Origin of the sequence: Kitasatospora cystarginea, from assembly GCF_039533515.1 — a bacterium.
Taxonomy (GTDB): domain Bacteria; phylum Actinomycetota; class Actinomycetes; order Streptomycetales; family Streptomycetaceae; genus Kitasatospora; species Kitasatospora cystarginea.
Genome location: NZ_BAAATR010000005.1, coordinates 113,709 through 136,594, shown reverse-complemented (window position 1 = coordinate 136,594; position 22,886 = coordinate 113,709). Strand labels below are relative to the sequence as shown.

Annotated in this window: 16 protein-coding genes, 1 tRNA gene and 1 pseudogene; 7 read left to right on the top strand and 11 right to left on the bottom strand. The window is 71.2% G+C overall.

Features of this window, described 5'->3' with window-relative positions; translation table 11 throughout:
* Window position 1: 1 nt before the first annotated feature.
* On the bottom strand, window positions 2-1,189 hold the full coding sequence (locus ABD369_RS07950; RefSeq protein WP_344635529.1) for a glycosyltransferase: 1,188 nt from the start codon (window positions 1,187-1,189) through the stop codon (window positions 2-4).
* Between the two features lie 644 nt (window positions 1,190-1,833).
* On the opposite strand from ABD369_RS07950, the gene ABD369_RS07945 reads away from it, so the two are divergent.
* Window positions 1,834-5,328, top strand: a complete 3,495-nt coding sequence (locus ABD369_RS07945) for a S8 family serine peptidase (RefSeq protein WP_344635528.1) — start codon at window positions 1,834-1,836, stop codon at window positions 5,326-5,328.
* Between the two features lie 88 nt (window positions 5,329-5,416).
* Here ABD369_RS07945 and ABD369_RS07940 read toward each other — a convergent pair whose 3' ends face one another.
* The 6 genes from ABD369_RS07940 to ABD369_RS07915 all read right to left on the bottom strand — a co-directional run bounded on the left by ABD369_RS07940 (window position 5,417) and on the right by ABD369_RS07915 (window position 11,924).
* On the bottom strand, window positions 5,417-6,277 hold the full coding sequence (locus tag ABD369_RS07940) for a bifunctional 5,10-methylenetetrahydrofolate dehydrogenase/5,10-methenyltetrahydrofolate cyclohydrolase (protein WP_344635527.1): 861 nt from the start codon (window positions 6,275-6,277) through the stop codon (window positions 5,417-5,419).
* Window positions 6,278-6,544: 267 nt separating this feature from the next.
* Entirely contained in the window at window positions 6,545-7,645 is a 1,101-nt protein-coding gene (locus tag ABD369_RS07935; protein ID WP_344635526.1) for a hypothetical protein, read from the bottom strand.
* A gap of 112 nt (window positions 7,646-7,757) precedes the next feature.
* Window positions 7,758-9,161, bottom strand: a complete 1,404-nt coding sequence (locus ABD369_RS07930) for an ABC transporter substrate-binding protein (protein ID WP_344635525.1) — start codon at window positions 9,159-9,161, stop codon at window positions 7,758-7,760.
* A 28-nt stretch (window positions 9,162-9,189) separates the two neighbouring features.
* On the bottom strand, window positions 9,190-10,068 hold the full coding sequence (locus ABD369_RS07925) for a carbohydrate ABC transporter permease (RefSeq protein ID WP_344635524.1): 879 nt from the start codon (window positions 10,066-10,068) through the stop codon (window positions 9,190-9,192).
* Window positions 10,065-11,051, bottom strand: a complete 987-nt coding sequence (locus tag ABD369_RS07920; RefSeq protein ID WP_344635523.1) for a carbohydrate ABC transporter permease — start codon at window positions 11,049-11,051, stop codon at window positions 10,065-10,067. Before ABD369_RS07920 ends, ABD369_RS07925 begins: the two co-directional genes overlap by 4 nt.
* Window positions 11,052-11,465: 414 nt before the next feature.
* Complete coding sequence (locus ABD369_RS07915; RefSeq protein WP_344635522.1) at window positions 11,466-11,924, bottom strand: pyridoxamine 5'-phosphate oxidase family protein; 459 nt, start codon at window positions 11,922-11,924, stop codon at window positions 11,466-11,468.
* A 195-nt stretch (window positions 11,925-12,119) separates the two neighbouring features.
* Here ABD369_RS07915 and ABD369_RS07910 point away from each other — a divergent pair, with 195 nt between their 5' ends.
* On the top strand, window positions 12,120-12,983 hold the full coding sequence (locus ABD369_RS07910; RefSeq protein ID WP_344635521.1) for a YwqG family protein: 864 nt from the start codon (window positions 12,120-12,122) through the stop codon (window positions 12,981-12,983).
* Between the two features lie 764 nt (window positions 12,984-13,747).
* Here the strand turns inward: ABD369_RS07910 and ABD369_RS07905 are convergent.
* Both ABD369_RS07905 and ABD369_RS07900 read right to left on the bottom strand, forming a co-directional pair.
* Complete coding sequence (locus ABD369_RS07905; protein ID WP_344635520.1) at window positions 13,748-14,812, bottom strand: PP2C family protein-serine/threonine phosphatase; 1,065 nt, start codon at window positions 14,810-14,812, stop codon at window positions 13,748-13,750.
* Window positions 14,813-15,346: 534 nt separating this feature from the next.
* Window positions 15,347-15,434: transfer RNA gene (locus tag ABD369_RS07900), tRNA-Leu, on the bottom strand.
* A 246-nt stretch (window positions 15,435-15,680) separates the two neighbouring features.
* Here ABD369_RS07900 and ABD369_RS07895 point away from each other — a divergent pair.
* The 4 genes and pseudogenes from ABD369_RS07895 to ABD369_RS07880 all read left to right on the top strand — a co-directional run bounded on the left by ABD369_RS07895 (window position 15,681) and on the right by ABD369_RS07880 (window position 18,986).
* Window positions 15,681-17,018: a M20/M25/M40 family metallo-hydrolase gene (locus ABD369_RS07895; protein ID WP_344635716.1), complete on the top strand. Its 1,338-nt coding sequence runs from the start codon at window positions 15,681-15,683 to the stop codon at window positions 17,016-17,018.
* Window positions 17,019-17,506: 488 nt separating this feature from the next.
* Entirely contained in the window at window positions 17,507-17,749 is a 243-nt protein-coding gene (locus ABD369_RS07890) for a chaplin (protein ID WP_344635519.1), read from the top strand.
* A 103-nt stretch (window positions 17,750-17,852) separates the two neighbouring features.
* A pseudogene (locus tag ABD369_RS07885) lies at window positions 17,853-18,455 on the top strand (chaplin); the annotation flags it as partial.
* A 399-nt stretch (window positions 18,456-18,854) separates the two neighbouring features.
* Window positions 18,855-18,986 carry an LPXTG cell wall anchor domain-containing protein gene (locus ABD369_RS07880; RefSeq protein WP_344635726.1) on the top strand — a complete coding sequence of 44 codons (132 nt, stop codon included), beginning with the start codon at window positions 18,855-18,857 and terminating at the stop codon, window positions 18,984-18,986.
* A 343-nt stretch (window positions 18,987-19,329) separates the two neighbouring features.
* On the opposite strand, the gene ABD369_RS07875 is transcribed toward ABD369_RS07880, so the two are convergent.
* A complete protein-coding gene (locus ABD369_RS07875; protein ID WP_425557555.1) occupies window positions 19,330-19,539 on the bottom strand; it encodes a DUF5703 family protein in 210 nt (69 codons plus the stop codon).
* A gap of 397 nt (window positions 19,540-19,936) precedes the next feature.
* On the opposite strand from ABD369_RS07875, the gene ABD369_RS07870 reads away from it, so the two are divergent.
* Window positions 19,937-20,554, top strand: coding sequence for a hypothetical protein (locus tag ABD369_RS07870; protein WP_344635518.1), 618 nt, complete (start codon window positions 19,937-19,939; stop codon window positions 20,552-20,554).
* A 115-nt stretch (window positions 20,555-20,669) separates the two neighbouring features.
* Here ABD369_RS07870 and ABD369_RS07865 read toward each other — a convergent pair whose 3' ends face one another.
* On the bottom strand, window positions 20,670-22,877 hold the full coding sequence (locus ABD369_RS07865) for an ATP-binding domain-containing protein (RefSeq protein ID WP_344635517.1): 2,208 nt from the start codon (window positions 22,875-22,877) through the stop codon (window positions 20,670-20,672).
* Window positions 22,878-22,886 lie beyond the last annotated feature (9 nt).

Sequence of the window (22,886 nt, the reverse complement as noted above, 5' to 3'; positions counted from 1 at the left end):
CTCAGCCCGCCGCCGGCCCTTCGATCAGCTCGCGCAGCTCGGCCGCGCGCCGCTCCCAGGAGTCCTGTTCCACCGAGGCCCGGCGGCGGTGCACCGCCCCTTCGTCCTCGCTCCCGGCGGCCGCCAGGAGCGCGCCGACCGCATCGCTGAACTCCCCGGCCGTGCGGGCGATGGTCAACTGGTCCGCGTAGCGCCGTACTTCGGGGAAGTCGGTGGTCACCACCCGAAGGCCCAGAGCCAGGTACTCCTTGAGCTTGATCGGATTGCAGTGCCGGACCCAGTCGTTGTCCAGCCACGGCATCAGCGCCACGTCGAACCCCCGGCCGTAGGCGGGTATCTCGGCGTGCGGGCGGAAGCCGAGGTGGTGGACGTTCGGCAGGGCGGTGAGCGCGCCCAGGTCATGGGTGGTGTCGCCGATCAGCACCAGCTCGGCGTCCGGATGGTCCTTGGCCACCCGGGTCAGCAGGTCGAAGTCGACGATGAAGTCGTCCAGCGCGCCGAAGAAGCCGATCCTCGGGTGCGGGATCGCGGCCAGATCGGCCGGCTCCGCCGCGCCCTCGGGGGTGAAGTGCTCCAGGTCCACGCCGTGGTCCAGGAACACCGCGCGGTCACGGGTGAGTTCGTGCTCGGCCGCCATCAACTCGGTGCTGACGTACAGCACACGGTCGGCGGTGGCCATCAGCCGCCGCTCCAGCACCTCGATGAAGGCGGTGTCGGCCTCGGGGAAGGCGGAGTGCCGGTCCGAGCGGTTGTAGACCAGGGTGCGGTGCGGCAGGTGCTCCACCACATCGGCCGCGGTCGGCATCGTCACCACGCAGACGTCCGTGGACATCCGCAGACTGCGGGCCGCCAGTCTGACCTGCAGCGCGATCAGTCGGGCGTTGAGCGCGCGGGCGAGCCGGCTGCCGTAGAACGGCAGCAGCACCGGAGTCATCACCGCGAAGCCGGGCAGCTCCGGCACGGGCCGCTGCACCTTGCGCGCCATGCTCCGTGCCTTGCGCAGGATCCGCCGCAGCGGCTGCGAACTCCGACCGGGCATCGGCATCCGCATCGCGATGCTGTTCACGAACAGGACCGGCCGCTGCTCCGCCAGCTTCAGCATCAGCTGCACGTCGGAGTGCGCCCGGTTGTGGTACCACCAGTCCTGCCCCGCGAAGCACACGTAACCGGCACGTCCCGCAGACGCCACGTCCCCAACCCCCACGATCGGACCACGACTTCGAACCCCCGCGCCAGGCTAGCGGAACCGGTCGGCCGTGGAGGGCCGGACCGGATTTCCGGTCAGCTGATTGCGTTTTGTCGGTTCATCAGATCAACGTCGATTCTTTTTGCGGGGCCGAGCCGGGGCCGTGACCCGGACCCGGCCGCACGTTGCCCGTCCACCGGTTCCGTGCCACCGGAACGCACACGCACCCGGCACGCCGAGCAGACGCCATGCCCCCAATCCGCACGATCGGAACCCCGGCTTCCCACCCCCCGCGCCTGGCAGTCGGAACCGGTCGCAGTCAGGAGGTTGGAGCGGTTTTCCGCTGTCTGGTCCGTATTTGCCGTTCCGTCAGTCGGTCCAACCGGGTAAAAGTCGTCAGAAAATTTTTACGGCGGCTCAAGCGGTCTCGACACGCCGGTTCCGAACTGCGGACTTGACCGGTCCTTGGGCATTTCCGCAGCGCGTTCACCTGCTCGTCCGCCCTCGATCCCTCTTGTCCCGGGGTCGGTTCATGCGCTGGAATGCGGGCCTGTCGGGACGGGTGTTCCAGGATAGTGCATGCGTCCGACCCTCGTTCGTGTGCTCGGACACAGGCTCCTGACATCGAATCAGATGAAGGGATGTTAATGATCCGTCGGCATAAACCGCGGCTGGCAGCGGTCACCCTTGCCGCCGCCGCTTCCATGGTGCTGGCCAGTGGGGCCACCGCCTGGAGCGCGCCACTGCCCGCCGTGTCGGGGTCCGCCACAGCTGCCGACAGCGGCGCGCCGGCCCCGGTCATCGTGATCCTCAAGGACCAGCTGTCGAGTGCCCCGGCCGACTCCGGGCACCTGACCGAGCGCAAGCAGCAGGCCGCCTCCGCTCAGGCGCCGCTGCTCGCCAAGGTCAGGGCCGAGGGCGGTACCAACATCAAGAGCTTCGTGGTCGGCAACGCCTTCTCGGCGACCGTGAGCCCGGCGCTGCGGGCCGCGCTCGCCGCGAACCCGGCGGTCGCCTCGGTGGTCCCCGACCAGACGGTCACGGTGACCCCGACGAGCCCGGCCACCCCCGCCGAGAGCAAGGGCGGCAAGGGCGCCAAGACCGCGAAGGCCTCGGTCGCCCCGGACGCCGCCGCCTCCGCCAAGGCCGCGGACGGCGGTCCGTACGGCGGCGCGATCTGCCCGAGCGACCCGGACAAGCCGTTGCTGGAGCCGGAGGCGCTGTACACCACGCACGTGCAGGGCACCAAGGGCTCGCCCGGTGCGAACGAGATCGCGGACGGCAAGGGCGTCAAGGTCGCCTACATCGCGGACGGCCTGGACCCCGACCACCCCGACTTCATCCGGCCGGACGGCTCGCACGCCGTCATCGACTACAAGGACTTCTCCGGCGACGGCTGGGACGCGCCCAGCGGCGCGGCCGAGGCCTTCGGTGACGCCTCCGCGATGATCGCCCAGGGGCGGCAGAGCTACGACCTGTCGAAGTTCGTCAACCCGAGCCACCCGCTGCCGGCCGGCTGCAACATCCGGGTCCAGGGCATGTCGCCGGGCGCCTCGCTGGTCGCGCTGAAGGCCGGCGGTGAGACCTTCCCCAACTCCGCGATCCTGCAGTCGATCGACTACGCGGTCTCGGTGGCGCACGTCGACGTGCTGAACGAGTCCTTCGGCAGCAACGTGACCCCGGACAGCAGTGCGCACGACACCATCTCGCTCTTCAACGACCAGGCCGTCGCGGCCGGTGTGACCGTCACGGTGTCCAGCGGTGACGCGGGCATCAACGGCACCATCGGCACCCCGTCGACCGACCCCAAGGTGATCTCGGTCGGTGCCTCCACCGACAACCAGTCCTACCTGCAGACCGGTTACGCCGCCGCCCAGTTCTCCAACGGCACCTGGTCGAACAGCCGGATCTCCGCGCTCTCCTCGGGCGGCATCACCCAGGGCGGGAAGACCGTCGACCTGGTGGCCCCGGGCGAGGCCGACTGGTCGCTGTGCGGCCCGGACACCAGTAAGTACACCGAGTGCACCGACTACAAGGGCGAGGGCAGCTCGATCCAGCCCTTCGGCGGGACCAGCCAGTCCGCGCCGCTGACCGCCGGTGCCGCCGCCGACGTGATCCAGGCGTACCGGGACAGCCACAAGGGCGCCTCCCCGTCGCCGGCCCTGGTCAAGGCCTTCCTGACCGGTACCGCCGCCGACCTCGGCCTGCCGGCCCAGGAGCAGGGTGCCGGTCTGCTGAACGTCCGTGCCGCCGTCGAGGCCGCCCGCGGCTACCACAGCCCGGACGGCGCCAAGGACAGCTCCACGGTCGCCGTCACCACCGGCCAGATCGACCTCACCGGCCACCCGGGGCAGACCCACACCGCCGACGTCAACGTGGTCAACACCGGCAGCAGCCCGCAGACCGTCAGCGCGGCCACCCGCACCTTCGCCCCGCTGAGCTCGTCCCACCAGGACGTGCAGCTGAACTCGGCCACCGACCCGACCTTCAACTACGCCACCAACGGCGCCACCTGGGTGCACCACGACGTGACCTTCACCGTCCCGTCCGGCGCCGACCGGCTGGCGGCGTCGATAGCGTGGCCGGGTGTCGCCCAGAAGTCCGGCAGCAACACGGTCACCCCGGTGGTCCGGATGACCCTGCTGGACCCGTCCGGACGGCTGGAGACCAACACCCGCCCGCAGGGTGGCCCGGTCTCGGCCAACTTCGGCATCGTGGACGTCCCGCACCCGGTCGCCGGGGAGTGGAAGGCGATCCTCTACACCCCCGCCGGCAGCAACGGCTTCACCGGCAAGGTCCAGCTGGACACCTCGTTCCAGCGGGCGGTTCCGGCCGGTGCGGTGAGCCCGCAGGTCACCACGCTGGCGCCGGGTCAGAGCAAGACCCTGCACGTCCAGTTGACCACGCCCACCACCAGCGGTGACAGCGACCAGTCGATCACCGTCGCCGGCTCCAACGGCCGTACCACCAGCGTGCCGGTCATACTGCGCAGCCTGGTCGACCTGAACGGCACCGGCGGCAGGTTCACCGGCACCATCACCGGTGGAAACGCCCGCAGCTACTCGCCCGCGCAGAGCTTCACCTACGCGTTCGACGTGCCGAAGGGCCACCGCGACCTGCGGGTCGGCCTGGCCCTCGGCGGCGACCCGAACGTGCTCCTGCAGGGCGTTCTGATCAGTCCGAACGGCACCCCCGTCGATGTCGAGAGCAACGCGCTGTTCGACGCCGGCGGGAGCCTGTCCGGCAAGGCCGCGAGCCTGTCCGTGACCACGATCAACCCGGCGCCCGGCCGCTGGCGGTTCGCCCTGGTGGTCGTCAACCCGGTCAGCGGCACCGAGCTCAGCCAGCCGTTCACCGGCACCATCGGGCTCGACCAGAACAAGGCCGCCGCCAACCTGCCGGGCAGTGCCAGGGCGAAGCTGGCCGCGGGCAAGGCCACCACGGTCACGGTCACCTACACCAACAACACCGGCGCCACCCAGGTCGTCCAGGCCGACGGCCGGCTGAACCGGAAGGTCGACCTGCCGCTGGTGCCGCAGGGCACCTCCGGGACGGTCGCACTGCCGCTCGGCCCGAGCTCCCAGACCCCCGGCTTCCTGATCCCGCCGGGCACCGACCGGCTCACCGCGGTGGCGGCCTCGACCACCCCCGCACAGCTGGAGCTCGGCGGCACCACCGGTTCGCCGGACCTGTTCGGCGACCTGAAGAAGGCCCAGAACGGTTCGACCATCTCGGTCGCCCAGTCCGTCGGCTCGGCCGCCCAGCCGATCGTCCCGGGCTTCTGGAACACCTCGGTCCAGCAGATCGGTCCGTTCCCGAACTCGGGTGCGCCGGCCGGCAGCTCCACCATCACCGCGACCGCGCACACCCTGGCGTTCGACCCGGCGATCACCTCCAGCACCGGTGACCCGTACACCCTCGCGGTGAACGCCGGCGCCAAGGCGACCACCCCGGTCACCGTCAAGCCGGGTGCGACCGGCACCATCCAGGTCACGGTCACCCCGACCGCCCCCAAGGGCACCACCGTCTCGGGCGTCCTGTACCTGGTCACCGCCCCGAACGGCGTGGTCGCCGCCAACAACCAGATCGGCATGACCGGTTCGGTGCTGGCGGCGCTCCCGTACAGCTACACCGTCAACTGACGTACGTCAGACGGCAAGTACGCCGAGGCTGTCCCCGATCCCGGGGGCAGCCTCGGCTGCTTTCCGGCCCTTCCCGGCGGAGTGCCGGTCAGACCGAGGCCGCCGCGAGGGCCGTCTGCCTGGCCGCCGCGTCGACGGTCTGGTCGATCAGTACGGCGATGGTCATCGGCCCGACCCCGCCCGGCACCGGCGTGACCAGCCGGGCGCGGCCCATCGCCCCGTCGAAGTCGACGTCGCCCACGTTGCCGGGGTTGTACCCCGCGTCGATCACGACCGCACCGGGCTTGAGCTGCTCACCCTTGATGAACTCCGGCCTGCCGACCGCCGCCACCACGATGTCCGCGGTGGCGAGGACGGCGGGCAGGTCGACGGTCCTGGAGTGGCAGTAGGTGACGGTCGCGTCCCGGGCCAGCAGCAGCATGCCCATCGGCTTGCCGAGGATCGGACTGCGCCCGACCACCACCGCGTGCTGCCCGACCGGGTCGACCCCGTACGCGTCCAGCAGCCGCATGATCCCGCCCGGGGTGCAGGAGGCGAAGCCGTCGTGGCCGAAGGCCATGTTCGCGAAGGACGCCATGGTCACACCGTCGACGTCCTTGGCCGGGTCGATCGCCTCGAACGCGGCCCGCTCGTCGATGTGGGCCGGCACCGGGTGCTGCAGCAGGATGCCGTGCACGGTGGGGTCCTCGGACAACTCCCGGATGACGGCGACCAGTTCCTCCGTGGTGGTGGCGGCCGGCAGCGGTACGTGCCGCGACTCGACACCCGCCCTGGCGCAGCGGTTGCGCTTCATCGCGACGTAGGTGACCGAGGCCGGGTCCTCGCCGACCAGCACCGTAGCCAGACACGGGCGCACCCCGGTCTCCGCCTCCAGGTGCCGTGCGCGCTCGGCGGCGCGCTCGAGGGTCTCACGGGCCAGGTCGGTACCGGTCATCAGCTGTGCGGTCATGGGCAGTCCAAGGGGTCTAGCGGACGGGATGCCCAGGCGCGCGGCTCAGACCGAGCGGCAACGGGGCCCGCGGCGTCGCGGGTCGATCATCGCCGGTCGGTCTTGGAACTGAAGGCGGATCGCTCCCCGGTGGTGCCCCACCCAAGCGCCAGTCACGGCCCGCGCGGTCATCCTAGCCGCTGCCCGGCCGTGCCGAGGCGGCGGGAGGCGGCGGGCCGGTGAACCCGGGCGGGTGCCGGGTGTGCGGATCCGGCGGTGCCGGAGAGATCAGCGGCGCCAGCGGTAGACGGCGTCCCACTCCTCGGTGATCCAGGTGCCGTCGCCGATCAGCATCACGGTGTCGACCTCCGGCATCGGGTACTCGATCCGGCCGTGCAGGGCGCCCGTGGCGGGGTCGGCCAGCCAGTGACTGTGCTCCCGCCAGTTCTCCCTGCCGAACATGTACACCGCGGCCTCGTCGTACGGGTTGTACAGCGTCACCATCGCCGTCTCGTCGTCCACGAAGCCGCTCCAGGTGGAGAACTGCGGGTCGTTGTGCACCGCGCAGTCACCGGTACCGGGGACCGGCAGGTCGCTCAGGCCGAGCGTGGCGGTGACCTCGTACGTGGGGAGGCGGTGCCAGGTGATGTCCCGTCGGCGCCGGTCGACGGTCATGCAGCGGGTGCTCGTGGAGTCCATGCCCAAGTAATCGCGCTCCTGGAGGAGCCGGTCGTCCGAGCCGTTCCTCAACTGCCCGCCCAGTACGATGGCACCGGCCTCCCACCGGGCCTCGTAGTGCGTGGAGGGCACTCCCGCACCCGACACGGTCACGCCCGCGACCTCGTCGTTCTCGTCCCAGAGCAGGCTGACGGACCGCTCGTAGCCGCCGCACGGGAGCATGCTCCGGGCCAGGACCGTGCCCTCGGCGTCCAGGGTGAGGATCAGGGTGCTGTCGGGCAGGCCCGAGGGGAGCCGCAGCCACATCCGGAGCTCCCCATCGGTGCCGCCGGTCGAGGAGCGGCCGGCCGCCGGGCGGGCGGAGGACCTGACCGTCGAGAAGTCGAGGTAGCCCCAGCGGCCGACCTCCCAGCCGCCGTACGGCTGTTCCCACAGCCTGGTGCCGTCCTGGGTGACGGCGACGTACCCGGTGGTGGTGCCGAAGACGGTGAACGACAGGTCGGGTGCCACCCACTCCCGCGGCCACCAGCCGGAGGAGGGGGCCGGGAACTCGGCCGTCAGCTCGGCCTGGTCCTTCAGTTCGTAGATCCGCAGCGACCTGGTGTTCCGGACCTCCAGGCGGGGAACGGGGCCGGTGCCGTCGACGAAGACCTGGGCGCCGTCCCGGTCCGGGATCAGGTACTTGGCCACCAGCCGGGGAGTGATCGTCATGCCGCCATCCTCTCGTGGCGGACCGACAAGAGCGTTCCCCGCCCGGACCCTGAGGACGAGAGGGCCGGCCCGTCCCGCGGCGGGGAGCAGGACCGGCCGGCCCGGTGGCGGGTCAGCCGACCGAGGCGTTGTAGCTGTCGAGGGCGGGCTGGAGGTCCTTGGCGGCGTCGCCGAGGGCCTGCTGCGCGGTCTTGGCGCCGCTGATGGTCTGCTCGATGGCCGTCTCGACGCCCTTGCGGGCCTGGGGCATCACACCGAGCAGGCAGCCCGCGGTGGCAGGGGTGGGCTTGGTGGCGTGGAGTTCGTCGATGGCGGTCTGGAACTGGGGGTACTTGGCCAGCCACTCCTTGTCCTTGGGGTCGTCCAGGGCCTTGCGGTTGACCGGGAAGTAGCCGGTGCCGGTGTGCCAGACGGCCTGCTGGGCGGGCTCGGTGAGGAACTTGGCGAACTCCCAGGAGGCGCGCTGCTCGGCCGCCGAGTGCCCGGGGCCGTCGATCCACAGCGAGGCGCCGCCGATCACCGGTCCGCCCTGGTCGTCGGCGGTGAGCCGGGGGTAGGGGGCGGTGGCGACGGTGAACTTGGCGGCCTCGGTGTAGCCGCGCAGCACGCCGGTGGACTCCAGGTGCATCGCGACCTTCCCGGCCTTGAAGGCGGCCTGGGCGTCGGCGGTGACCCGGCCGGTGTTGGCCGCGTACCCGCCCTTGACCAGGTCGGCCCACCACTGGACGGTCTGCGCGCCCTGCACGGAGTCGAAGAGCACCTTGTCGGCCTTCTCGGCGCGGCCGTTGTCCTGGTCGCAGTACAGGGTGCCGGACTCGGCGATCAGCTCCTCCACGAACCAGCCGTAGACGGACGCACCGAAGCCGTACCGCACCGTCTGCCCGTTCGCGTCCTTCTTGGTCAGCTTCTTGGCCGCCTCGCCGAGTTCGGCGAGCGTCCGGGGCGGCTTCGCCGGGTCCAGGCCCGCCTCCTTGAAGGCGTCCGCATCGAGGTAGAGCAGCGGCATCGAGGAGTTGAACGGCATCGCGGCCAGCTTGCCGCCGACGGTGTAGTAGTTGCGGATGCCCGGTTCGATGTCGTCCAGCTTGTACCCGTCCTTGTCCGCGAACGCCTGGGCCGGGACGGTCTGCCTGGAGTCGATCATGAACCGGGTGCCGATGTCGTAGACCTGCACCAGCGAGGGCGTGCCCTTCTGCTGCACCGAGGCCTTGTACTTGGCGATCACGTCGTCGTACGTGCCCTGGAAGAGCGGCTTCACCTCGATCTTGCCCCGGTGGGCGGCGTTGAACTCGTTCACCAGTGAGGTCAGCACGGTGGCGTTCTGACCGGTCATCGCGTGCCAGAACGTGACGGTGGTGACGCCCTGGGTCTGGTCGAGCGCGTCCGCACCGGGCGCGGAGCCGCCGGAGGAGGAGTCACCGGACGAGGAGTCGCCGGACGAGGAGGAACTGCAGGCGGTCAGGGCGAGGGCGGCCGCCGCCAGGCCGGCGGCCAGTCTGAGACTCCACTTGCTCATGGGTAACTGCCTCTCGGGTGAAGGAGGTTCAGCGGACGGCACCGGCGGTCAGCCCGCGGACGACGAAGCGCTGGCCGAACACCACCAGCACGAGGGTCGGCAGCAGCGAGAGCACCACCCCGGCGAGGATCAGCCCGGGGTCGGCCCGTTCGGCGTCCCGCAGACTGGCCAGCCCGATCTGCAGGGTCTGCATCTGAGCGGTACGGGTGATGATCAGCGGCCAGAAGTACTGGTTCCAGGCGGAGAGGAAGACGTAGATCGCGATCGCCGCGAGCGAGGGCTTGTTCAGCGGCACCAGGATCCGCCACAGGAAGCGCCAGTGCCCCGCCCCGTCGATCCGCGCCGCGTCCCGCAGTTCGGCCGGGAACTGTCGGAACGACTGCCGCAGCATGAAGGTCCCGAAGCCCGAGGCCAGGAACGGCAGCACCAGCCCGAAGTACGTGTTGCCCAGCCCCCACCCCGACAGCATCAGGTAGTTGGGGATGATCACGGCCTCCCACGGCACCATCAGCGTCGCCAGGAACACCCCGAAGACAGCCGCCCGCCAGCGCAGCGGCAGGAAGACGAAGGCGTACGCGGCCAGGATCGAGGTGAGCAGCTGCGCCAGCGTGATCAACCCCGCCGTGACGGCCGAGTTGAGGTACTGCCGTCCGAGCGGGATCACCTCGACCGCGCCGGCGAAGTTCCGTCCGGTGACCGAGTGGGGCAGCAACGCCGGCGGGTAGGAGGAGAGTTCGGACGGTCCCATGACGGCCCCGGCGAACGCGTAGTACACGGGGAAGGCGACGGTCACCACCGCTGCGCCCAGCAGCGTGTAGACGGCTGCCCGGCCTGCCGACTCCCGTATCCGCGCGGTGCCTTCGCGGGCGGCACGGGCCCTTGCCGGAAGGCGTTCGGTCGTGGTCACGCGTAGTGCACCTTCCGCTCCAGAAGCCCGAACTGGACGCCCGCGCAGGCGAGTACGACCACCAGCAGCACCACCGCCTGGGCGCTCGCGGTGCCGAAGTCGCTGGACCCGTAGGCGAAGGCCTTCTCGTAGACCGAGTAGACGAGCGTGCGGGTCGCGCCGTCCGGGCCGCCGAGGGTCAGGATGTGGATCTGTCCGAAGCTCTGCAGGGAGTTGATGGTGGACACCACGATCAGGAAGAACAGGTGCGGCCCCAGCAGCGGCACGGTGATGCTCCGGGCCAGCCGCCAGCCCGTCGCGCCGTCCAGCCGGGCCGCCTCGACGGTCTCCTGCGGGATCGAGCCGATTCCGGCGGAGAGCACCAGCACGTTGTAGCCGAGGTTCATCCACACCGTCGCGGCGCTGACCGAGAGCAATGCGTACCGCTGGTCGGTGAGCCAGCCGACGGGACCGGTGCCGAACTGCGACAGCAGCCCGTTCAGCACCCCGATCGCCGGGTTGAAGAAGACCGAGAACACCACCGAGGCGCTGGCCACCGAGAAGGCGAACGGCAGCGCGAACGCCGACCGCAACCAGCGCACCCCGCGAACCCGGCTCTCCAGCAGCAGCACCAGGCCGAGTGCGCCGAACACGCCGGGAAGTACGGTCAGCAGGACGAACAGCAGGGTGGTGACCAGCGTCTTGTGGAACTCGGCGGAGGCCAGCAGGTCGGTGTAGTGCCGCATTCCGACATACCGGGACGGCGCACCGAACAGGTCGTTCCCATGGGTGCTCAGATACAGGGTGCGGCCCAGCGGATAGCCGATGAAGAGCGCGAAGACCACCAGCGAGGGCAGCAGGAAGGCCCAGGCCAGCGTGCGTTCACCCCAGTCGGGCCGGCCGGGCCCGCGCTTCGGGGCCGCCGCGGTCGCTCCGGCCCGCCCGGCCGCCGCGGCCGCTCCGGCCCGCCCGGCCGCCGCGGCCGCTCCGCTTGATCGGGGCATAGGGCGTCCACCTCTCCTCGCAGTGCGCTCGGCCGAAACCGTGTCGCGTTCGGGCGGCGCGGCGACCACCACCGGGTAGCCGCCGGGTGGCGCCCGATTTACGTGTTCGCATCAGACCTCGTCGATCCCGATCCCTACCCCGGAGACAGCTCTCCAGCCCTCCGTTTCAGCCCGCCTGACTCGCCGTGATGAACGGCCATTTCGGAACGGGGAAGGCCGTTGCCCCCGGGAGCGAGGGAGCCGGGAGCGCGGAAAGGCCGTCCCCGCCAGTGGCGGAGACGGCCTTCGAACCGTGAGGCGCGGTTCGGGACGGTGAGACTCGAACGGTGGGCCCTCGACCACCGGCGTGCCGCCGCCGGGGACGGCCCGGCCGCCCCGCTGCTCCTCGGGCAGTAGGGCCGGGAGCGAACGGACTCAGCCCTCGATGTCCAGCGCGGTGCCGTACAGCCGGCTGACCTTCAGCCGGATGACCACCCGGCGCTCGGCCACCTGCTGCGCCAGAAACGCCTCCTCGTCCTTGGGCGTCCCCAAGTCGGGGATCATCGAGAGCAGTTCCCGCCCGGTGGCGTCGCCCGGCACCGTGGTCACCTCGGAGACCTCCGCGTCGCCCTCGGCCACGGCGAACGACCACACGTCGCCACCCGGCACGTGCAGCGCCGCACGCGAATCGTTCCGCAGGTGCTTCACCTTCGTCCGGTCCGCGGTGGTGGAGAAGCGCACCACACGGGCGTCAGGATCCCAGTGGTAGAGCATGGTGGTCAGATGCGGATGGCCGCTGCGCCTGACCGTGGCGAGGGTGCCGAACCGCTGGCTGCCCAGCAGCTCGGAGAGGGCCTGATCGGACAGCGCGCGGGGTGCGGGGCCTTGAGTCATGCCGTGATCAACTTCCGTGCCCGCCCGGATATTCCAGGACCAGCCCCGGCCGGCGCGCGGAGAGGCCGGGCAGCCGGTCCGGGCCCGGCGGGACGGCCGGTCGAAGCCTGAACGGGCCGACGGATGACCGACCGAGCGGCGGTCGCGGCCGGTGGCTCCCAGGGCACTGTCAGGGACATAGCGCATCATCTACCCATGACTACCGCTCAGCCCGCACCATGGACCACCGAACTGACCGCCGCCGCCAGGCGGCACCTCCCGGCCGAGAGCGCCGGGAGGTGGGCGGCCCTGCTGCGGCCGTGCGTCCGCCTCTCGACCGCGCCCGCCGGGGTGGTCGGCCCGGTGGTCGGCCGACTCGGCGGTGAGCCCGAGCTGCCGCCCGGCACCGAGTGGCCGGTCTGGGAGGGCAACGGGCCGCTGTCCTTCGTCGCGTCGATCGACTGCGCGGCGCTGCCCACGGGCGAGTTGGACATCCCAGTGCCCTCGGACGGGACGCTGCTCTTCTTCTACTTCGACGGCCAGCTGGACGACGGCGACGCCCTGGTCCTGGTCGACGACCGCGACAGCTGGGCCGGCGCCCGAGTCGTCTACGTCCCGGCCGGTGCCGAGACCATCAGTCACCCCACCCCCGAAGACCTGGAGCCCTACCGCGAGGTACGGCTCACGGCCCGGCTCACCGCCTCCGAACCCGGCCGCTGGCACCCCACCACCACCGATGCGTTCGGCCCGGAGACCGACGAAGACCTGCGGGACAACTTCACCGACGCCGTGCGCCTGTCCTGGGGCGGCCGCCAGCACCGCATAGGCGGCCACCCGATGCCCATCCAGAACCCGGTCGAGTACGAGGTCGCCCACGCCGTCCTTAACGGCCAGGCCGGCTGGCACAGCCCCGAACTCCAGGCCGAGGCCGAGCGCTGGGTCCTGCTCGCCCAGATCGACAGCGACCCCACCGCCGACATGATCTGGGGTGACATGGGCTCGCTGTACTGGCTGATCCGCCCCGCCGACCTGGCCGCGAAGCGCTTCGACCGGGCGGTCTTCAACTGGCAGTGCGGCTGACGGGCCTTGCTGTCGCCCGGCTCTCCCAGTCAACAGCCACAGGAACCGGGGAAACCAGAAGACCCCGGTAGAGCTTCTGAATGCCTTACCGGGGTCTGATCTGTGCCCCGGGGCCTTGAACTCCCGCCTCTGACACCAGCTTTCTACGTTTCTGACCTGCTAAAACGTTGGTGGCGAGTGGTCGGGCCGACAGCTTCGGCTGCCTGCGCGTCCGGCCTGTTCCGGAGTGCTGCTGACCGCTGTGGGGCATGTGTGGGTCACGTGACTCCGTCCCGGCGGCCAGTGGCCTACGCCACGTCTTCCCGGAGTCGTTGGCCGGTCAACAACTCATTCGCGCACCTGGCGGCCGAACGAATCACTGCCACGAACGGCGCCCTCCGGCCACAGCGCCCGGACGGGCACGCCGGTGCGCTGGGCGTATGCCACGACATCGGCGGTGCCGCCGTAGCCACGTGCGTGCGGGGAGGCCGTCCCAGACCGCGATGCTGGTCCTTGCCCCGCCCGCAGGCATGGCACAGGATCCGTTCGGGTGAGGTGTGGGCGTCCGGTCGCAGCCAGCAGCCAGCAGCCAGCAGCCAGCAGCCAGCAGCCAGCAGCCAGGGCCGGCCGCTACGGGCCGCGTCGGCACCCGGGCCTGGCGAGGCGTCGTCGAGCTCGCAGGCTCACGCGTTCCCTCACCTGCCTGCGCGGGGCACCGAGACAGCGAATGCACGGACGTCGGGTGATGTAACGGAGCCGTTGTAGTGGTATGCCGGCTCCGGCCGTCAGGCGGTGCCCGAGCCGGATGGACGAGGATCTTCGCGGTCCGGGTGTTCGCGCAGGCGTACGGCGAGGGCCGCGATGTCGTCGTTGAGTCCGCCATCGCTGTGGTCGATCAGGTCCTGGTGAAGCCGGTCGAGTAGCTGGCGGGGCGCGGTTGGGCTCTGCCGCCGCATCCAGTCCGGTAGCGGGAAGAACTCGCCGCTGCGGTCGCGGGTCTCGACCACGCCGTCCGTGTAGAGCAGCAGCAGGTCACCAGGGGTGAACGGGACGGAATCGACGATGTAGTGGTCGCCGATCAGCTCCGCGAGGTTGAGGAGCGGCGAGGGAGCCGTGGGCTGCAGCACGCCGAGCTGCCCGGCGTGCACGAGCAGCGGCGGGGGATGCCCGCAGTTGAGGAGTCTGATGCAGCCGCCGTCTTGCGGGATCTCGGCGAGGATGGCGGTGGCGAAGCGCTCCGGCGAGTCCTGGGTGGCGTACACGTCGCTGTGGCGGGTACTACTGGTCTCCAGGCGGCGGGCGACGCCGCGCAGATCCGGTTCGTCGTAGGCGGCCTCCCTGAAGGAGTTGACCACTGCCGCGGCCGACCCCACCGCGGACAGGCCCTTGCCCCGCACATCGCCGATGAGCAGCCGAACTCCGTACGGTGTGTCGACGGCTTCGTAGAAGTCGCCGCCGATGCGGGCCTGCGCCGCTGCCGCGAGATACAGCGACTCGATCTCGATGCAACCGACGAAGCGTGGCAGAGGACGCATGACCACTTCCTGCGCTGCGTCGGCGACGAGTCGGACGTGCAGAAGGGTCGTCTCCCGCTGGAGCCGGATATGGCTCGCGTACGCGGCCGCAACCGTGACCGCGACGATCGCCCCCACCGTGTACCACGTCCCCAGGTCCGGATAGACGAGGCTGAGGCCGATCATGATCAGAAGGCAGAGCATCCCCAGCAGGACGGTGGGAAGCACGGGCCACATGCACGCGGCGAGGGCCGGTGCGGCGGTCAGGATGCGGCTGAAGGCGACCTCCCTGGGCGTCGCGAACGCCAGGCTGGCGACGACGACGGTCAGGATCACCGGCGCCAGCAGAACAGGTTCTGACCGCGCGCCGGAAGGACGGCGACGCCGTAGCCGATCACTAATGATCACAAAAACTATCCTATCGACACAAACCGCTATCAAAGCCTGCTACGCGGCGCATCGGGTGGCGATGCGGAGAACGCGGTAGTTGCGGTTGGACGCGCAGACGGAGCAGTCGCGCGCTGGGATCAGGGCGCCGGCCACGATCCACGACCTGTCCGCTCCCGCTCCGGACGGGGGCGTCGGCTCCGGCGCCGGGAACGGGCCCGGCTCCCGCGCGACGTCACACCGTCGACGACGAGCCGCCGAACGGCGGCGTCAGCTGGTGCGTCGTCGGATTTTCTCCGGTAGCAGCAACGGCGCTGGCATCGTTGCGGGTGGTTCATGTCGGCACGGGCGACGCGGATCCCAATTGCGGCAGGGCTTTGCAGCCCAAGGTCGGGAGCTGCTCGCACCGAGTGGTGATCGCAATGGCCCGGCAAGTACCAGAAACGCAAAAACCGCTGGTCACAGTCGTGACCAGCGGTTCGCTGGTGTCCGAGGGGGGACTTGAACCCCCACGCCCGATAAAGGGCACTAGCACCTCAAGCTAGCGCGTCTGCCATTCCGCCACCCGGACTAGGTGTCTGTCGTTGCGGTTTTCGTTTCCGTGCCGCGCTGACATGGATAACTGTAGCAAGATCGGCTTGAGGATCCAAAATCGTCCGTCGCGAGCCCTGGCGGGCTTCGATCTGTGGGATTGCCCTTGGGGCGGGGCGGTTGCTGGGGGAGGATGGCGGGAGCGTGCCCGCAGGGCCGCGGCCGTGGGGCCGGGGATGGCGTGGAGATGCGCCGGGCGGGCTTGAGACGAGGAGTGACCGTGACCTTGAGCGAGTCGAAGGCGGAGCGGGTGGCTGTCCCGGGCGTGACGGCTGAGTCGGAGGTCGCCGAGATCTGCCGTGACCTGATCAGGATCGACACCAGTAACTACGGTGACGGCTCGGGGCCGGGGGAGCGGGCCGCGGCGGAGTACGTCGCGGAGCAGCTGGCCGAGTTCGGCCTGGAGCCGCAGATCTTCGAGTCGGCCAAGGGCCGGGCCTCGACCGTGGTCCGGATCGAGGGCGAGGACCGCTCCCGTCCCGGCCTGCTGATCCACGGCCACACCGATGTGGTGCCGGCCAATGCCGCGGACTGGACGTACGACCCGTTCGCCGGCGAGATCGCGGACGGCTGCGTCTGGGGACGCGGTGCGGTGGACATGAAGGACATGGACGCGATGACCCTGGCGGTCATCCGTGACCGGCTGCGGACCGGCCGCAAGCCTCCGCGCGACATCGTGCTGGCCTTCCTCGCGGACGAGGAGGCGGGTGGCACCTACGGTGCCCGTTTCCTGGTGGACAAGCACCCGGAGCTGTTCGAGGGCGTCACCGAGGCGATCGGCGAGGTCGGCGGCTTCTCGTTCACGGTCAACAACGATGTCCGGCTCTACCTGATCGAGACGGCCGAGAAGGGCATGCACTGGATGCGGCTCACGGTCGAGGGCCGGGCCGGCCACGGCTCGATGGAGAACGACGACAACGCCATCACCGAGCTGTGCGAGGCGGTGGCCCGGCTCGGGCGGCACCAGTTCCCACTGCGGATCACCAAGTCCGTGCGGGCGTTCCTGAACGAGCTGTCGGACGCGCTCGGGGTCGAGCTCGACCCGGAGAACATGGACGAGACGCTCCGGGTGCTCGGCGGTATCGCCAAGATGATCGGCACCACGCTGCGCAACACGGCGCAGCCGACCATGCTGGGTGCCGGCTACAAGGTGAACGTCATTCCCGGCCAGGCCACCGCGCACGTGGACGGGCGCTTCCTGCCCGGCTACGAGGAGGAGTTCCTGGCCGAGCTGGACCGCGTGCTCGGCCCGCGGGTGAAGCGCGAGAGCCTGCACTCGGACAAGGCGATCGAGACCGACTTCGACGGGCCGCTGGTCGCGGCGATGCAGTCCGCGTTGCGTGCCGAGGACCCGATCGCCCGCGCGGTGCCGTACTGCCTCTCCGGCGGCACGGACGCGAAGTCCTTCCAGGACCTGGGGATCCGCTGCTTCGGGTTCGCGCCGCTGCAGCTGCCGCCGGACCTGGACTTCGCCGGGATGTTCCACGGCGTGGACGAGCGGGTGCCGGTGGACGGGCTGAAGTTCGGCGCCCGGGTGCTGGACCGGTTCATCGACGCCTGCTGAGCGGACAGTACGAAGCCCGCGGACGTTGCGAGGACCGCGGACGTTGCGAGGTCCGCGGTCGGTACGAAGCCCGCAGACGTTGCGAGGTCCGCGGTCGGTACGGAGTCCGACGGATGGCCCGCCCCGGAACACGGGGCGGGCCATCCGCATGTCCGGAGCGTCCGTGCCGGCATCCTCCGCTGAGCGGGCCGAGGGCGCGCCCCACCATCGCCGCAGCATCGCCGGAGCGCGTTGCCGGCGCTGCTGCGCGCATTGTCGGAGCGAATGACTTGAAGCCTGCTGGAGGGGGCTAAGAAGAAACGATAAATCCCGGAACAGCAGATCGATTGCCTGTGCGAGATGTAACCGTTACGGGTGAATGGGTGATCGCCTCCGTACCCCGTTTGCCGCATCGTCGTTCACCCATATGGCAGCTCGGAGCCGGGCTGTGGAATGACGAATCGACATCAGCCGCCCCGGAGATCTGCCGGGAACGGCCAGGAGGAACCATGAAGGTCAAGAAGATCGTTGCCGTTGTCGCCGCCGCCGGTGGTCTGGCGCTCGCGGGTGCCGGTGTCGCCTCCGCTCACGACGGCGCGCCGGCCCAGGGTGCGGCGGTCAACTCCCCGGGCGTGCTGTCGGGCAACAATGTCCAGGTCCCGGTGCACGTGCCGATCAACCTGTGCGGCAACACCATCTCCGTGATCGGCCTGCTGAACCCGGCCTTCGGCAACAACTGCCAGAACTTCTGAGCAGCCCGCCGCAGCCCGCTGCGGCAGCTCTCGCAGGACGGTCCGACGGCTCGCGTGGTAATGGCTGAGCCGGGCGGCTGATTCACGCGCCCCCGGGCGGCGGATGGCTCCGCCCGGGGGCGTTCTCCTGCCTACCCGGCGTGCGAGTCAGTATGCAGTCACCTCGCAACTCGATTGGGTGAACGTCTCCCGTTCGGCTCAACTTCTGCGGTGGGCTCTCGTTAATCCGTGGACGGGCAGCAGCTTCGTCAGGAATTCCGACAATCACAAGTCAGGGGAGTACATGCGACAGGTCGCCAAGAGAGGAATCCTCACTGCCATCGCCACCGGCAGTGTGCTGGCCTCCACCGCGGGCTACGCGTACGCAAGTGCCGAAGCCCACGGCGGTGCGGCCAACTCGCCCGGAGTGGGCTCCGGAAACAGCGTGCAGGTCCCCGTGGACGTCCCAGTCAACGCCTGCGGAAACACGGTCAACGTGGTCGGCGTGCTCAACCCGGCGATGGGGAACAACTGCGGGAACGTGTCACACGGCGGTCAGGGCGGCGGGCAGGTAAACACGGGTTCCGGGGCCTCCTCCGTGGGAGGCGCGCAGAACTCCCCCGGAGTCGTCTCCGGCAACAGTGCCCAGGTTCCGGTCAGTGTCCCGGTGGACGCCTGCGGGAACTCCGTCAACGTGGTCGGCGTCGGAAACCCGGCCTTCGGCAACGACTGCGGCAACCAGGGCGGGACCCACGTCACTCCGCCTGGGGGTACGACCGTGACTCCGCCTGGGGGTACGACCGTCACTCCGCCTGGGGGTACGACCGTGACCCCGCCTGGGGGTACGACCGTCACTCCGCCTGGGGGTACGACCGTGACCCCGCCTGGGGGTACGACCGTGACCCCGCCTGGGGGTACGACCGTGACCCCGCCTGGGGGTACGACCGTGACCCCGCCTGGGGGTACGACCGTCACTCCGCCTGGGGGTACGACCGTGACCCCGCCTGGGGGTACGACCGTCACTCCGCCTGGGGGTACGACCGTGACCCCGCCTGGGGGTACGACCGACACCCCGCCTGTCACGTCGGTGTCGCTGCCGCCCCAGGGCACGCCCCACCAGCCACCCGTGGCCAGCACCGGCCCTGACCACCTGGCCTCCACCGGTGCGGCCGGGCTGGAGCTGATCGCCCCGACCGGAGTAGCGCTGCTGCTCGGCGGTGGCGTGCTCTACCGCCGCTCCCGTGCCGGAGCCCGCTGAACCCCGTCCCGAGGACGGCGGAGCTCCGTAGGGCCCCGCACGAGTCCCGTTCCGCCCCCGGGTGACTCCTGTCCCGGGCGCGGGCGACCGGCCGGGGCCCACCCGAGCGCCCGCAGTCGTGCGGTTCACGGCTGCGGGCGCTCGCCCGTCCGGTGCGGGCGGAGGAGGCCCGGCCGCCGGGGCGCGGGACGGCGGCAGCCGACCGGCCGGCACGGGGTGGTCAAGGGCCCGGGCGTCGTCGGCCCGAGTGGTCATACGCACGATCGGCGACCCGCCCGGCGGCCGGAGTCCGCAGGTCGAACCGGAGCCGTCGCCCCGACGTCCTGTCGCCCCGCACCCGCCGCTACCAGCTCCTGACCTGCCGGATGATCCGGCGGCGCAGCAGTGCCGTGCGGCTGCCGTCCGGGAACAGCCGCAGCCGGTCCAACTCCCAGTTCCCGTACTCGGCGTGGTCGGTGAGCAGCTGCCGGGCCGCGCTTCGGGTGGTGCCGCGCGGCATGCGCAGCGACTGGTACTCGTACTCGGGCTGCCGGACCAGCTTGGGTGGGGTCAAAACTCTCCTCCTGCGGAACGTCTGGAGGCCAGGGTACGACCTGCCTGTGACAACCGGACCGGTCCTGCGAGCCGGGCCGGGGAGCCGCTGCCTGCGAGGCTGACGCGGGCGTGGCTGACAGTCAATCAGGTTCCTTGCAGCGGGAGGGATACCCAGGCCGGGCCGCCGCGATGCGCAGGTCGGGGGCGAGTGATCGTGCACGGTGCGGCCGTCGGCGGGCGGTGGTCGGGCCTCGGCGGATCCGCCGGTGTTCCGGAAGGGGGTGGTCCGGAAGGGGTGGACCGTGCGGTCACAGAACCGCCCGGACCGGACATCCGGGGGTAAGTTGCCGGGAATTCACGGGTGTAGGCGATATCCCCTGTGCGTGTCGTCCCCCTGGGGAGATAGCGTCAGCACCATGTCTGATGCCGCGCAGCTCACCATCGCCGAGGTACGCGCCGCCGCCGAGGCGGTCAAGGCAGCCATCGACCGCCATCTGCAAGCGGTCTCCGCCCCCGCAGCAGCGGACGATCCCGCTGTCGCCGCCGCCTACGAGGAGCTTGCAGCGGCGGCCATCGCCTACGACCAGATCCTCTACGAGGTCTACGACGAGGTCACGCCCTTCGAGGTCCCCGGGGACGAGAGTGCCGGCGGTTACGTCGGCCCGGACCAGCCCGAGGCGATCAGTGTGCTGATCCGCCGCGACTATCTGATCACCGACGCCAAGCGGCTGCGGGCCCAGGCCGAGCGGGTGGACAGCACGCTGACTCCCGGCGGCGGCAAGGACGGCGGGGTCAATGCGGCGATCGGCGTGCTCTTCGGGGAGTACGAACCGGACGAGATCGCCGCCCGCTGCGAGGAGTTCGGCCTGGAGGAGGGGGACTCGACGCTCTGGGTCGCCGCGTCAGAGCCGTCCGAGCCGGGGGAGTGGCTGCCGGAGCCCTTCGACGGTGCTGATCCGCAGCTGCTGATCTGCCGCTTCGACGTCAGCGAGGTCTACGACGACGACCTCGACCGCTTCGAGGGCGAGGCCTGACCGGCACGGACCACGGTGAGCGGCGCCGGATGCGGAGTATCCGGCGCCGCCCGGGCAGTCAGGGGCGGGCGGCCGGGGCGGGCGGTGCCACCCCCGGCCGGCCCGCCCGCCGGGGTTACATCTGGCCGGTCTGCTCCGCCAGGATCGACCGGAGTCGGGTGGTGCGAGGCTGGGCCGGCCGCTCGGCGACGGCCTTCGGGAGTGCTTGGCCTGCGGCGTGGACGACGGACAGGTGCCGCTCCGCGCGGCCGAACGCGGTGTAGATCCACTGCCTGGTCAGCCCGGCGGCCGCGTCGTCCGGCAGGACCGCGACCACGCCCGGCCAGCGCCGGCCGACGGCCTGATGGACCGTCAGTGCCCAGCCGTGCCGCAGCTTCGCAGCCTGCGCCGGGGTGACCGTCAGCCGGGTACCGTCGGAGAGTTCGAGGTGCAGCCCCGACGCGTCGCCGTCCAGGACCCGGCCCGGGCGGGTGATGCCGGGGACGGGCGAGTACACCACCCGGTCACCCGGGTCGAAGCCGCCGAACCGGCCGGGGCCGGGGTTGAGCCGGGCCTTGGCAGCGGCGTTCAGCACCCGGGTGCCCGCGCTGCCGCCGTGGCCCGGGGTCAGCAGGACCACCTGCTCGACCGGGATGCCCAGGGCACGCGGGATCGAGTCGGTGAGCAACTGGATCGCGCGGTGCACGGCCTCGGCGCCGTCCTTGGCGGTGACGATCACCACCTCCTTCTCCGGCGCCTCGACGTTCTGCAGTTCGCCGATGCCGATCCCCGAGACCAGTTCGCCGATCGGACCGAAGTCCGGGGTCCGGGAGGCCACCGCGGGGCAGACCTTCGCGGCGAGCAGATCGGCGAAGAACCGTCCGGGCCCGGCCGACCAGAGCTGGCCCGGGTCGCCGCTGAGCACCAGCCGGGTGCCGTCGGCCAGGGCCTCCAGCAGGGTGGCCGCCAGCTCGACGTCGAGCAGCGGGGCGTCCAGGACGACCAGGACGTCCAGCGCGAGCGAACCGTCCTCGGCGCGGCCGGGACCGGCCGCCCCGGAGAGCAGGTCGGTGAGCGTGGCCACCCGGGTGCGGGCCGCGTCGCCGGGCACCTCGCCGGGCCGTCCACCGGGCCCTTCACCGCGCTCTGCGTCGGCCCCTTCGGTGCGCCCGGCGCCGGGCAGGAGTGCGGCGAGGCTGTCGCGCCCCTGATCGGTCCAGGTCACGGCCCAGACGCGCAGGCCGAGGCCGTGCGCCGCGTGCAGCAGTGCGGCGGGTTCGGCGCGGGCCGCCTCACCGCCCGTGTGGAGGACCAGCGAGTTGGCGGCCACCGCCCTGATCAGCGCGGTGGCCGAGGAGTTGGGAGCGGCCGTGGCGGCGGCGTCCCAGGCGGACGGTCCGGCGGTGCGCGGAGCCGTCCGTACCTCCTGCACCTCCGGTGGCCGGACCTCGCCGGCGTCGCCGTCGTCCGCCGTGGAAACCTTCGCCGTGGAAACGTCGGCCGAGGGCTCCTCGGCGTCGGTCGCGGCTTCGTCCGCCTCCTCGTCGCCGTCCTCTCCCGGGACGAAGGTGGACATGATCCTGACGAGGCCGTCGGCGAGGCTCTCCTCGGCCAGCGCGAGGCGCTCGAGGGCCAGCAGAGTGCGGGTCGGGGGCTCGTCCTCGTCCGAGGCGGCGGACTGGTGGCTGTCCGGGATCTCGTCCTGGAAGGCCATCACCCGGCCGTCCACCACGACCTCCTGGAGTGCGGCGGCCGCGTCGGGCAGGCCGGCCCGCTCCAGCCCCGCGACCACCTCACCGATCTCGAACGCCGAGTGGCCGCGCAGCACCGCCTGCTCCAGCAACCAGGGCACCAGTGCCCGCGCACGGCGTCGGTCACCGGGACCGGCCGCCGGACCGAGCAGCCCGCGCGCGAAGCCGTCCGCGTGCTCGGGCCGGACGCCGGGCAGCGCGAGCACCGCCCAGGGGTCGTCCCGCAGGGTCTGAGCCGCGCCCTCACCGAACTCGGCGACGGCGGCCTCGGCCAGCGCGGTCGGCGCACCGCCCGCTGCCAGCACCTCGGCGGCGGCCCGCAGTGCGTCGGCGCGCTGCTGGTCCGGCACCCGCGCGGTCCCGCTCGAAGCCCCGGCCACCGGAGCGGCCTCGGCCGGAGCCGTGGCCTCGGGCGCGGAAGCCGGGCCGCCGCCGACGGCGCCCTTCGCCGGGGCGTCGCCGTGGCCCGGTGCCACCGGCTCGCCCTGGCGGCCGATGTTGCGGATCGCCTCCGCCAGGGCCGCGACGGCCTCGGTGCGGTGCCCGGGAGCGCTGTTCTCCACGCGGCCGTTCTCCACGTCGCCGTCGCCCATCAATCGCTC